Genomic DNA, 12622 nt, shown 5'->3' on the forward strand with positions numbered 1-12622 from the left:
TATATTTAATAGTTGTATTTCTAAGAAACTTTACTATAAAAATTTAATATAAAAATTTAATTCTTGTTACATTTTATGCATTAATAAATTATTTGCACACATATAAATAGCAAATTTCAATTTAATATTTTATATACCTACATATCTATCACTTAATTAAAAGCATAAAAAGAGAATGTCAACATGACATTCTCTTCTTATTTCTTATTAATATTTTTTATAACTTCTTTTTTAGTTTTTGCTAAATCAATCTGACCTTCTAAATACTTATTTTCCAAATCCATAACTTTATATTTTGAAGATTGCAGCTTAAATTTAAGCTCTTTGTTATCGCCTTTTAAACGATTAATCTCAAGCAAATATTTTTTATTATTCTCTTCTTTTAAATTTATCTCTTCATTTTTTAAGTTCATTTCTCTATTTAATTCTTCTATCTGCTTGTCCTTTTTTATTGCATCCTCATTTACCTTAAGTTCTTCTACCTTAACTAAAAGCTGTTCTTTTTCTTCATTTATTTTTGTAAGTTCATCCTTAAGTTCGTCTATTTTAACATTGGCATCTTTTATATTATTTTTTAATTTTTCAACTTCATCTGAAAGTTCCTCATTGTAATATCCAGCCTTAAACAAATCATCTGCTAAATTTAATGCTGTTAAAATAGATGCTTCTGCTGTACTTAATTTTGCATTGTTTTCCATTATGTTTTTAATTTTTTTATCCACATAAGTAGCAACTGTATGTAAATATTCTTCTCTTTCGTCGCCCTTTAATTTGTATTCCCTATTATTAACTCTTACAGTAACAGAACTCATGTTTAACACCCTCTTAGATTCATCTAATTTTAATTTTAACATATTATTATCCAGTACACAACTTATAATAATGTTGAGGTTAAAATTTAAGAGTGTAAAATTAACAAAAAATTCATTAACTTTACACTCTCAAACTTAATATAATAATGTACTTTATAGCATTCAATTTTGCAAGTAATATATTAAAAAATTTATACTATTTAAGTTCCTTTACAGTAAATAGAGTACTATTAATATTTACGGAAATTACTTATCAAATATTAAATAGATGTCATATAAAAATTATCCACTAATGAGAAATCTTAGTCAATTAATTTTTGTATTGTTCCTAATTTTAAATAAATTATTAATGTTCTATATGAGTGACTATTAATAGTATATTTTTCTATCTAAGCTGTGCACCAAGTACATGTTCAAGGGTACTCAATATCTTACCATGTGCTTTATCTACTTCTTTATCTGTAAGAGTTTTATTCTCTGATCTATAAGTTATAGAATAGGCCACACTTTTCTTACCTTCAGGTATCTGTTTTCCCTTGTATATATCAAACAGCTTAAAGCTTTCAACTATATTTCCACCTTTTTTACTTATAATATCCTCTATCTGCTGAACTAATATAGCTTCATCTAAAATTAAGGCCATATCTCTTGTGACAGCTGGGAATTTAGGTAATGCCTTATATTTCCTCTCAATAACTGCATTTTCTATTAAGAAGTCAAAATCTATTTCTGCCACATAGCAATTTATATCTACATCATAATTGCTGGCTACATCAGGATGAATTTCCCCTAAAATTCCTATTACTTTATTTTTCATAGTAACTTGAGCAGTTTTGCCTGGATGATAAGAAGGATTCTCACTTTCCCTTTCAAAACTTACGCCTTTTATTCCAAGAGTTTCAAGAAGATTTTCAACTACTCCCTTTAGATCTAAATAATCTGCCTTGCCATACATACCTATTGTTATTACATTCTTCTCTTCTGGTATTTTATCTGCCTCTTCCTTTGGTATATATACTCTACCTAATTCAAAAAGCCTTACTATTTCATTATTCCTTGAATAGTTTCTAGCTAATGCTTCCATCATAGAGGGAACAGTAATTGTTCTCATTATACTATAATCCTCACCTAGTGGATTTCTTATAGCTACAGCTTTTCTTAAACTGCTGTTCTCAGGCAAAAGTATTTTATCGAATACCTTTGGGCTTACAAAGGTATAAGTTATAGCTTCATTTAAACCACAGGCAAGTAATGCATCTATAGCTATATCCTTAATAACCTGATTTTTATATCTGCCTGTTCTCACACTGGAGACCTTAAGGTCAGTTGACGGTACATTATTATAGCCATAAATTCTCACTATTTCTTCTGCTACATCTTCCCTTATGTTTATATCAGTTCTAAAGGTTGGCACATTAACTATAAGTTTATCTACTGAAATTTCAGTATTTAATTCTAATCTATCAAGACAATTTTTCATTTCTTCCTTGGAAAGTTCTAATCCAAGGAATCTATTTACCCAGTTGGAATCTACTTCTACTGAATGCTCTTTTACAGGACTCGTATATATATCAATAGTTCCTTCCATTATTTCACCAGCGCCCAGCTGTTCTATTAAATTACAGGCCCTATTCAGTGCAAGTTCTGCAAGATTTGGATCTAAATCCTTTTCGAATCTACCGGAAGCTTCTGTTCTTATATTTAATTTCTGAGAACTAACTCTTATATTAGTGCCATCAAAATTTGCAGCCTCAAATATTATTTCTGAAGTATCATCTTCAACCTCTGAATTGAGACCTCCCATGATTCCAGCTAATCCAACGGTGTTTTCTCCGTCCTTTATAGTCAATACATCACTGTTTAACTTTCTTTCAACTCCATCTAAAGTTGTAAAGTTTTCTCCTTCTTTAGCTCTTTCAACCACTATTCTATTGGAAGTTATCCTTCTTCTATCGTAAGCATGCATAGGCTGACCTAATTCAAGCATTACAAAATTAGTTATATCCACTATATTGTTTATAGGTCTTACTCCAGCCTGAAGCAGTCTTTCTTCTATCCATGCAGGAGATTTTTCTATCTTAACATTTTTTATTCCCCTTGCCATGTATCTTCTGCAAAGCTCATCTTTTATTTCTACTTTTATCTCATCTTTTATATTATCTTTGCATTTGCATTCATAATTCAAAGAAGGCATTTTATATTTTGTATTCAGTGTAGCTGCTGTTTCTCTTGCTATTCCAATCACACTAAGACAATCCGGTCTGTTAGAAGTTATCTCAAAGTCAATTACTGCTTTGTCTAAATTCAACACTTCTTTAATATCTTTACCTACAGCAGTATCTGAAGGCAAAATCATAAGTCCATGAACAGTACCTTCTTCCGCTAAGCCCAATTCTTCCTCAGAGCACATCATTCCATTTGATGGAATTCCTCTAAGCTTACCCTTTTTTATCTTTAATCCTCCAGGTAAACTTGATCCATGAAGTGCTACTGGAACAATATCATTTTCCTTCATGTTGTTTGCACCGGTTACTATTTGTATAGTTTCTTCCTGGCCTACTTCTAACTGACACACTACCAATTTTTCTGCATCTGGATGGGGTTCAATTTTTAATATTTTTCCTGTAACAACCTTCTGTATTTCATCACCACTGGTTATTATCTCTTCTACTTTTGAACCAGATAGTGTAAGTGCATCTCCCAATTTTTTTGCTTCTATATTTATATCAACATAATCCTTTAACCATTCTACTGGTACTTTCATATATTTTAACCTCCAATTTATTTAGTTGAGAGTTGAAAGTGGATAGTGGACAGTGTCCATCAATTTTTCCGCTCTCCTGCTAAAAATTCATATTACAGCTTTTTTCAACGGAATTGAAAAACCAACTCTAATTTTTAACTTTATTCTTTAGAACTGATCTAAAAATCTCATATCACTTTCATATAATTGTCTTATATCATCTATACCTAAGGTTTGCATAACGATTCTATCAAGACCTACCCCAAAAGCAAAACCGCTGTAGACTTCCGGATCAATACCGCAGTTTCTAAGCACCTGTGGATGAACCATACCGCAGCCATACATTTCTATAAAACCTTCACCCTTACAAACCTTGCAGCCTTCTCCGCCGCAGGCAAAACAGGAGATGTCAAGTTCTGCTGAAGGTTCTGTAAATGGGAAATGATGAGGTCTGAATTTTGTCTTTACATTTTCACCAAACATCTTTTTTATATACATTTCCAAAGTACCCTTCATATCCGCAAAGGTTATTCCCTTATCAACTACCAGGCCCTCTACCTGATAGAATATAGGAGAATGAGTAGCATCTGCTGCATCTGACCTATAGACCTTTCCTGGTGATATCATTTTTATAGGTGGCTTTTGACTTAGCATAGTCCTTATTTGAACTGGTGAAGTTTGAGTTCTTAAAACCATATTATCATTTATATAGAAGGTATCTTGTTCACCTCTGGCTGGATGATTTTTAGGTATATTCAGCATTTCAAAATTGTATTTATCGTATTCAACCTCTGGACCCTCTTCTACAGTGAAACCCATAGAACGGAATATTTCTTCTGTTTTTCTAAGGGTTATATCCAGTGGATTTCTATGGCCTATAGTCTGCTTTTTACCTGGAAGAGAGATATCAATTATTTCACTGTTCAATTTTTCTTCTTTTTCTCTTTGGTTAAAACTCTCCATAGCCTCATTTATTATACCTTCTATTTTTTCCCGCACCTCATTGGCTATTTTACCTATTATCGGTCTCTCTTCCTTTGAAAGAGCACCCATACCTCTTAATATCTGTGTAAGTTCTCCTTTTTTTCCAAGATATTTCACTCTTAATTTTTCAAGTTCTTCTTTTTTTACTGAATTCTTGAGTTCAGCAATGGCACTATTTTTAATCTCCTCTAATTTTTCCTTCATAGACTCATTTTCCTCCTAAATAATTATTTATCAAAAAACAAAAAAAACTTCTATCCCCTAAAGGGACGAAGTATCCGCGGTACCACCCTAATTGACAAAAGTCCTCTCGAAAATATAACGGTTTTAACCGCTGAAGGCTACCTTCATATTTAAAAGAAATATTCCATACAACTGAATAAAATACGCCAATATACTAACTATATATTCTTTTAAAATGATTTTCACCAACAGAACTCCAGAGTGAACTTCAGCATATTTTACTTAAAAAGGCTCTCAATTTATAACCTTCTTTCCCTGTAAAGCAAAGTTTATACTTACTCTCTCCTTCAAAGCCTGATTCTATCTAAATATAAATAACAAGTGAAATATACAAAATTATTTTAAAAACGACTTAAATATAAAATCACATTTACTATTATAACCATACTAAGATTTTTTTTCAACTATTTTTCTGTCTAACTGCTTCAAACATCATTATTGCTGCTGCTATTCCTACATTTAAGGACTCTGCATTACCCGGCATTGGTATTTTTACCTTTTCATCAGAAAGGCTGTAAATTTCTTCATTAATTCCACTGCCTTCATTTCCAACTGCAATAATTACCTTTCCTGTAAGGTCTATATCATAAAAATTATTATCCGTATCCAAAGAACTGACAACTAATTTAAAATCCTTCTGCTTTAACTTAGTTAAATAATTTAAATCTTCATCTACTATTATTGGTATTTTAAATATAGAACCCATGGTGGATCTAAGTGTCTTATCATTATATATATCCACGGTGCCTTTTGTTACTATAACACCTTTTGCACCAGCTGCATTGGCAGTTCTTATAATGGTTCCCATATTTCCAGGATCCTGAACCTTATCTGCCAATATATAAAATCCCTCATTATAATCCATAATAGTTTCTCTATTACTGACCACCGCTGCAATTCCCTGTGGATTATCCGTACTGCATATACTCTTTAATATAGCCTCAGAAACCTTAATAAGCTTAGTATTATCCTTTACCTTCTCATTTAATCTGAGCTTATTGAATTTTTCTTCTATTGTTTCACTAATTATAATATAACATACATGAAATTTTGAATCCAAAGCTTCTGAAACAAATCTAAATCCCTCCACTATAAATCGGTTACAAAGATTCCTATATTTTTTTTCCTGTAATTTTTTTATTTCTTTAATTGTTGAATTATCCTTACTTTTTATTACTTCTAACAATTATATCAATCCTCACTTTTATATCCGAGAATTCTATCAGTTCCATGACTAGCTGCTGTAATACACTATCTTTCCAAAATAAATTTTATTTCTTTTATTTTTCTAGAAATGTACATAGCAACGGCATATTCCTAGATACTTTATCTAAACTCAAGTGGAATATAAACTCACACTGAATAAGATCCATTGATAAAAAAGCAGCCTGATTAGGCTGCTTTTTATGTATTAAGCTAATTGTTTCTTAGCTGTTTCTACTAATTCTGTAAATGCTTTAGGATCATTTATAGCTATTTCTGAAAGCATTTTTCTATTAAGGTCTATACCAGCTAATTTGATTCCATTGATGAATCTTGAATATGAAAGACCATTTATTCTTGTAGCAGCATTTATTCTAGCTATCCAAAGCTTTCTGAAATCTCTCTTCTTTAACTTTCTTCCAACGTATGCATTTCTTAATGCTCTGATAACACTTTCGTTAGCAGTTTTAAATAACTTGCTTTTTCCACCATAATAGCCCTTCGCAAGTTTTAATATTTTTTTATGATATTTACGAGCATTTACAGCTCTTTTTACTCTTGCCATTTAAAAAACCTCCTTCAACCTAACTCTATTATAGGTATGGTAACAATTTCTTCATTGTCTTTTCCTGTGTTACAGAAACATATCCAGTTTTTCTTAAGTTTCTCTTTGTCTTTGTACTTTTCTTAGTTAATATGTGACTCTTAAAAGCCTTTGCTCTCTTAAGCTTTCCAGTACCTGTAAGCTTAAATCTTTTAGCTGCTGCTCTTTTAGTTTTCATTTTTGGCATAATAATTTCCTCCCCTCGATTATGCTCTTTTAGGAGCTAAAACCATTGTCATATTTCTTCCTTCAAGCTTTGCTCTTTTTTCAATGACACAAACATCCTCTATTTTAGAAACAAAGTTGTCTAATATCTTATTGCCTTTGAAGGCATAATCTGCTTCTCTCCCTCTAAATCTAACAGTAACCTTCACCTTGTCTTCGTCAAGTAAAAACTTTCTAGCATTATTAGCTTTAATTGCTATATCATGTTCTTCAATTGTAGCACTTAATCTAACTTCCTTAATCACTACTGCCTTTTGATTTTTCTTATTTTCTTTTTCTTTTTTATTTTGCTCGTATATAAACTTACCAAAGTCTATAATTCGACAAACTGGTGGAACTGCACCTGGTGATATAAGAACTAAATCCAGCTCTTGCTCTTCTGCTAGCCTTATAGCCTCTCTAGTAGAAATAACTCCAAGCTGTGAATTATCATTTCCTATAGCCCTTACTTCTTTTTCCTTAATTTCTTCATTAATGAGAAATCTATTATTCTTACTAATGATTTTCACCTCCGAATTTCATGAAAAAGAAACATGCATAGTAAATATTTAAACAAAACAAAAGGGCGACAAATGCCGCCCTCAGTAATAACCAAAATTTAAAATCAAACCTAACTAGCAATGCTGTAAGGTGAGAAACGGCATGTTTCTTCTTGACATAAAGTATTATACTATCCATTTAATGTTTTGTCAATAAATTTGTTAATAATTTTTTATAGACTATTTACTTTCTGATCTATTTCAGCCTTCAATTTTAATATAAGATCTTCTACATTTAAACTTCCCAAATCCCCATCTTTTCTACTTCTTACAGAAACATTTCCTTCTTTCACTTCATTATCTCCTATTATAAGCATATATGGAATCTTCTGAAGCTGTGCCTCTCTAATTTTATAACCTATCTTTTCATTTCTTACATCACTTTCCACTCTAAAGCCTGAATCTTTTAACATTTTAACTACTTTGTCTAGATATTCGATTTGGTTCTCTGTTATATTCATAACTTTAAGTTGAACTGGTGCAAGCCAAGTAGGGAAAGCTCCCGCATAATGTTCTATGAGTATTCCTATAAATCTTTCTATACTTCCAAATACGACTCTATGAACCATTACTGGTCTATGCTTCTCACCATCTGCTCCAACATAAGTTAAATCAAATCTTTCAGGCAGCTGGAAGTCCAGTTGAATTGTACCACACTGCCATGTTCTACCAATGCAATCCTTGAGATGAAAATCTATTTTAGGACCATAGAAAGCACCATCACCTTCATTTACTTTATACTTAAGTCCTGCTGACTTCAATGCCTCTATTAATCCATTAGTAGCAATTTCCCAATCTTCATCACTTCCCATGGAATCTTCCGGTCTTGTAGAAAGTTCTACAAAATATTCAAATCCGAAAATTTTATAGAAGGAATCAATAAGCTTAATTACTCCTAAAATTTCTTCTGTAATTTGATTCTTTGTCATAAAAATATGAGCATCGTCCTGAGTAAAACATCTTACCCTCATAAGACCCTGTAATGCTCCTGATTTCTCGTGTCTGTGAACAAGACCAAGTTCTCCAAGCCTTATTGGCAATTCTCTATAGGAATGTATTGAATTCTTATACACCAATATTGATCCAGGGCAGTTCATTGGTTTGATGGCATAATCATTATCATCTATTTTTGTAAAGTACATATTTTCCTTATAGTGATCCCAATGTCCAGATTGATGCCATAATTCTTCATTTAATATAATAGGAGTTCTTATTTCATCATAACCAGCCTTTGTATGCACTTCTCTCCAATAGTTTTCCAGTATATTTCTAACTACCATACCCTTTGGATGAAAGAATGGAAAACCAGGCCCCTCTTCATGAATACTGAACAAATCAAGTTCCTTTCCCAGTTTTCTATGATCTCTTTTTTTAGCCTCTTCAAGCATATTTAAATATTCATCAAGATCAGCTTTTTTTATAAAAGCTGTACCGTATATTCTTTGAAGCATTTTATTTTTTTCATTACCCCTCCAGTATGCACCTGCTACAGAAAGAAGTTTAAAAGCTTTTACTCTTCCAGTAGATGGCACATGAGGACCTGCGCAAAGATCTGTAAAATCTCCCTGCTTATAGAAGGAAATTATCTCTCCTTCAGGTAGATCTTCAATAAGCTCTACTTTATAGTCCTCACCCTTTTGTTTCATAAAATCAATAGCTTCATTTCTAGGTAGTTCAAATCTTTCAAGAGGTAAATTTTCCTTTACAATTTTGGACATTTCCTTTTCTATAGCAGTTAGTGTATCCACTGTTATTGGAAAATCAGCATCAAAATCGTAATAAAATCCATTATCTATAGCTGGCCCGATAGCTAATTTTACTTTTGGATACAATCTTTTCACTGCTTGAGCCAATATATGTGAAGCTGTATGCCTTAATATCCATTTTCCGTCTTCATCTTCAAAGGTTAATATTTCAAGAGTAGAGTCCTCATCTATTTTTGCCATTAATTCTGTTCTTTTTCCATTTAATTTAGCACCTAGACTTTTTTTGTAAAGGCCTATACTAATACTTTTTGCAACATCTTCAATTTTTGCACCTTTTTCTACGTCTAAAGCTTTACCATCTTTTAGTGTCACTTTAACCATAATTTTTTCCTCCTAATAAATAAAAAAATTAAAACTCGCCTCAATAATGAGACGAGTTATTTCGCGGTTCCACTCAAATTAACACTGCATTTAAATACAGCATTCACTTAATATCTTAACGCCGACAAGCGAATTTAGCCTACTAAGGCATTCTCAAACGCCTTAAATTCAGCAATTAACTCAAAGGTGGTTTTCAATAAATCTTATTCAAGAAGTCTCACAGCAAATGACTTCTCTCTCTTAGAACAGTATTTATTTACTCTTCCTTTTCATTGCATTTTTACTAATATGCTTTAACTAAGTTCATTCTATGCTACAAATTTATATATGTCAATAATTAAATTAAACTTTTATAAGATCTTTATTTATTTTTTCTAGTTTAGTCTCTAAGCTCTCTATTTCCGCATCATCATCACAAAATTTAACTTTATCTTCAAATACATTACTTATCGTATCTATTAATTCTCTTTTCTTAAAATCATCTATATTATGAATGATTATACTCCGTGGTGCCAGAGTTATAAGTCCACTAATAATTATATCTTCTTGATTCTCTTTATTATTATATTTTGTATTCTTTAATCCCTTTATAAGTTCTTCACTTATATCATTACCACTTTTATCCTTAATAATATATTCTCCTTTAATATTAGAGGATATATTAATCTCATCTATTTTGCTTTCCTGAATATCTACAAAATATTTTAATAGATTAATGAACTCATCATACTCTTTATCTATCATATACTTTTCCACAGATTTATCTACTATAGCTTGAAAATCACTTTCCATTTCCTTGATTCTGAATGTAACAAAGCCCTCTATATTTATTAAAGCATTCTCATTAACACATTGAAGTATCTTTCTTGTAATTGAATTTTTCCTATTTATATAGTAGACCTCATTTTCATCTTTAATTTTGCCTTCACATAAAAATGAATCTTTGCATATCTTTTTTAAATCCTTTATCTCTTCACCCTTAAGGAAAAAATAGTTTTCGTTTAAAAACTCTATTAATCTTTTATCATAAAATTCTTCAGACATAAATTTATATAAAAGCATACTTAAATATAAATTAAAATTGTGTTCAACCTTAGAACTAAAAATTTCATCACTACAAAATATTTTAACGAAGTGAGTTTTATTCTCTACACTTTCTGAGATTCCCAATTTAACTCCTTTTATTTCTAAATTTTGTTTTATATATTCTAAACCATCTATTACATCTTCTCTTTCTCCGTTATAAACAATGTTTTTTAGAAGCACATTTCTCACTCCTTCCCAAAAATAGTATGTGGCTAACGTAAATCTATATGCATTTTATTTTAAGTAAAAGTAAAAAAATTATGCTAAAATAAAATAAATAAATTTTAAATTTTGAGGTATAAAAAATTGAAAAATGTATTAGTAGATTTTAGGATTAGTGAAACTGAGAAAGAAAATTTATATAAAAATGGATTTGAGCCTATAATAGTACCACCTAGTAATAGACTGTATAATGCCGTATGTGGTCATCCAGATATGCTATTACACATTATAGATAAAAAAAATATAGTGGTTCATAGCACTATGGAACTATCTTTTATTAATATTTTAAAAAATTTAAATTATAATGTAATTAAAAGTCATAATAGTCTTAAAGAAACCTATCCCTATGATATATTTCTTAATGCCCTCAGTACAAAAGATATATTTTTACATAATTTAAAATACACAGATAAAAATTTAATATCTATGATTAAAGATAAAAAATTATTAAATGTAAAACAGGGCTATAGTAAATGTTCTACTGCTCTAATAAATAACTCGGCTGCCATTACTAGTGATATAAAGATACATGATATGCTCACCTATAACGGCATGGATGTTCTCCTTGTTCCTCCAGGCCATATCGGATTACCAGGATTAAATTATGGTTTTATAGGTGGTACCTGTGGTATTGTTGAAGAAGGCAGTATTGTTTTTTTCGGAAGCTTAGATAATTATTTATATGGTGGTATGGTTTTAAAATTTTTAATAGAGCAGGATGTAAAACCAATTTTTCTATCTGAAGGTAACCTCATAGATAGAGGTACACTATTTCGTGTATAAAAAATACTGAATAAGAATATTCAGTATTTTTTATTTATTTTTTCAATTCTGTAGCTTTACCTATATTGCCATTTAATTTATTCCACACATAATTGTGTATTTCTACGCTATCAGAATAATCTTTATTTTTCCACTCCGTAAGCCATTTAGTTAAAGTATCTTTGTCACTATAATTGGAGTAACTCAATTCAACTATTAATTCATTACATATTTCAGGAGTTATTTCAATCTGCCCCCAAATCTTATTACCCTCCGCTATAATTTTAGTATTTGCCATTTTATGTATTTCATTGTAAATTTCAGTTTCATTTCTCACCTTTACTACTGCTTTTGTACTATCTTTTGGAGTAACTACGCCTTCCTTGCTTATATTAATATTTTTATCAAAAACCTTTTCCGACATTTTTGCTGCTGAATGTGTAGTGTAAAAATAATAGCCTGTCCCTAACCCTAGTAGAACAACTATAATAATTAAATAAAACCACCAACTTTTATAGAATCTATTTGTATAATTATTTTCCATAGTATTCCTCCATTTATTTCATGTATATAATTGTAACAAACTGTTAATAGTTTTACAATATTATGCAACAGTATTAAAAGGAATACAATTAAATATTTACAATAACAAAGGAAACTGCCAAGATATTCAGAAAGTCTATCAAAAAATAAAACGATTTCTTTAGGATAGTTGTAGAACAATCCGTAAAAAAATCATCAAATACTTAACAAATTTTAAAAACCCTCGAAAACTAATGTTTTCGAGGGTTTTATTCTGGAGGCGCCACCCAGATTTGAACTGGGGGTAAAGGTTTTGCAGACCTCTGCCTTACCACTTGGCTATAGCGCCATAATGGAGCGGAAGACGAGATTCGAACTCGCGACGTTCACCTTGGCAAGGTGACGCTCTACCACTGAGCCACTCCCGCACTTCTGGTGGCCAATCCAGGAATCGAACCAGGGACACGAGGATTTTCAGTCCTCTGCTCTACCGACTGAGCTAACTGGCCACAGTATATTAAACATAAAAAAATATTGGCGACCTGGAAGGGGATCGAACCCTCGACCTCTGGCGTGACAGGCCAGCACTC

At 31.0% G+C, this 12622-nt stretch carries 11 protein-coding genes, 3 tRNA genes and 3 other annotated features; of the genes, 1 reads left to right on the forward strand and 13 read right to left on the reverse strand.

The genetic code is table 11. From position 1 onward, the window contains the following. Positions 1-197: 197 nt before the first annotated feature. From zapA to ytxC, 9 genes are all read right to left on the reverse strand, one after another. A complete protein-coding gene (gene zapA / locus ABF633_RS16265) occupies positions 198-854 on the reverse strand; it encodes a cell division protein ZapA (protein WP_415524944.1) in 657 nt (218 codons plus the stop codon). Between the two features lie 343 nt (positions 855-1197). After that, complete coding sequence (gene pheT / locus ABF633_RS16270) at positions 1198-3576, reverse strand: phenylalanine--tRNA ligase subunit beta (protein ID WP_415524945.1); 2379 nt, start codon at positions 3574-3576, stop codon at positions 1198-1200. A gap of 147 nt (positions 3577-3723) precedes the next feature. After that, positions 3724-4743: a phenylalanine--tRNA ligase subunit alpha gene (pheS, locus tag ABF633_RS16275; protein ID WP_415524946.1), complete on the reverse strand. Its 1020-nt coding sequence runs from the start codon at positions 4741-4743 to the stop codon at positions 3724-3726. Between the two features lie 58 nt (positions 4744-4801). Beyond that, positions 4802-5082, reverse strand: a binding site (T-box leader). Between the two features lie 100 nt (positions 5083-5182). Then, entirely contained in the window at positions 5183-5968 is a 786-nt protein-coding gene (locus ABF633_RS16280; protein ID WP_415524947.1) for a TrmH family RNA methyltransferase, read from the reverse strand. Between the two features lie 225 nt (positions 5969-6193). Then, positions 6194-6550: a 50S ribosomal protein L20 gene (rplT, locus tag ABF633_RS16285; protein ID WP_015616201.1), complete on the reverse strand. Its 357-nt coding sequence runs from the start codon at positions 6548-6550 to the stop codon at positions 6194-6196. Positions 6551-6578: 28 nt separating this feature from the next. Next, complete coding sequence (gene rpmI / locus ABF633_RS16290) at positions 6579-6776, reverse strand: 50S ribosomal protein L35 (RefSeq protein WP_003443614.1); 198 nt, start codon at positions 6774-6776, stop codon at positions 6579-6581. A gap of 19 nt (positions 6777-6795) precedes the next feature. Continuing rightward, complete coding sequence (gene infC / locus ABF633_RS16295; RefSeq protein WP_415524948.1) at positions 6796-7323, reverse strand: translation initiation factor IF-3; 528 nt, start codon at positions 7321-7323, stop codon at positions 6796-6798. A gap of 42 nt (positions 7324-7365) precedes the next feature. Next, positions 7366-7474: a sequence feature (ribosomal protein L20 leader region), on the reverse strand. A 52-nt stretch (positions 7475-7526) separates the two neighbouring features. Further along, complete coding sequence (gene thrS / locus ABF633_RS16300; RefSeq protein ID WP_415524949.1) at positions 7527-9440, reverse strand: threonine--tRNA ligase; 1914 nt, start codon at positions 9438-9440, stop codon at positions 7527-7529. Between the two features lie 44 nt (positions 9441-9484). After that, positions 9485-9722: a binding site (T-box leader), on the reverse strand. Between the two features lie 60 nt (positions 9723-9782). Continuing rightward, positions 9783-10706, reverse strand: coding sequence for a putative sporulation protein YtxC (gene ytxC / locus ABF633_RS16305; protein WP_415524950.1), 924 nt, complete (start codon positions 10704-10706; stop codon positions 9783-9785). Between the two features lie 126 nt (positions 10707-10832). Here ytxC and ABF633_RS16310 point away from each other — a divergent pair, with 126 nt between their 5' ends. Then, positions 10833-11531, forward strand: a complete 699-nt coding sequence (locus tag ABF633_RS16310; protein ID WP_415524951.1) for a DUF6873 family GME fold protein — start codon at positions 10833-10835, stop codon at positions 11529-11531. Positions 11532-11565: 34 nt separating this feature from the next. On the opposite strand, the gene ABF633_RS16315 is transcribed toward ABF633_RS16310, so the two are convergent. The 4 genes from ABF633_RS16315 to ABF633_RS16330 form a co-directional block, all read right to left on the reverse strand. Next, positions 11566-12054, reverse strand: coding sequence for a DUF6241 domain-containing protein (locus ABF633_RS16315; protein WP_415524952.1), 489 nt, complete (start codon positions 12052-12054; stop codon positions 11566-11568). 253 nt (positions 12055-12307) lie between these two features. Beyond that, positions 12308-12381 (reverse strand) — tRNA-Cys (locus tag ABF633_RS16320). A gap of 4 nt (positions 12382-12385) precedes the next feature. Then, positions 12386-12460 (reverse strand) — tRNA-Gly (locus ABF633_RS16325). A 5-nt stretch (positions 12461-12465) separates the two neighbouring features. Then, a tRNA-Phe gene (locus ABF633_RS16330) sits at positions 12466-12541 on the reverse strand. Between the last annotated feature and the right edge of the window lie 81 nt (positions 12542-12622).

Origin of the sequence: Clostridium sp. (genome assembly GCF_047718555.1) — a bacterium.
GTDB lineage: Bacteria > Bacillota > Clostridia > Clostridiales > Clostridiaceae > Clostridium_I.

Coding starts and splice junctions, on each gene's coding strand:
- zapA (WP_415524944.1), bottom strand. CDS start 854: ATGTTAAAATTAAAATTAGATGAATCTAAGAGGGTGTTAAACATGAGT.
- pheT (WP_415524945.1), bottom strand. CDS start 3,576: ATGAAAGTACCAGTAGAATGGTTAAAGGATTATGTTGATATAAATATA.
- pheS (WP_415524946.1), bottom strand. CDS start 4,743: ATGAAGGAAAAATTAGAGGAGATTAAAAATAGTGCCATTGCTGAACTC.
- rplT (WP_015616201.1), bottom strand. CDS start 6,550: ATGGCAAGAGTAAAAAGAGCTGTAAATGCTCGTAAATATCATAAAAAA.
- rpmI (WP_003443614.1), bottom strand. CDS start 6,776: ATGCCAAAAATGAAAACTAAAAGAGCAGCAGCTAAAAGATTTAAGCTT.
- thrS (WP_415524949.1), bottom strand. CDS start 9,440: ATGGTTAAAGTGACACTAAAAGATGGTAAAGCTTTAGACGTAGAAAAA.
- ABF633_RS16315 (WP_415524952.1), bottom strand. CDS start 12,054: ATGGAAAATAATTATACAAATAGATTCTATAAAAGTTGGTGGTTTTAT.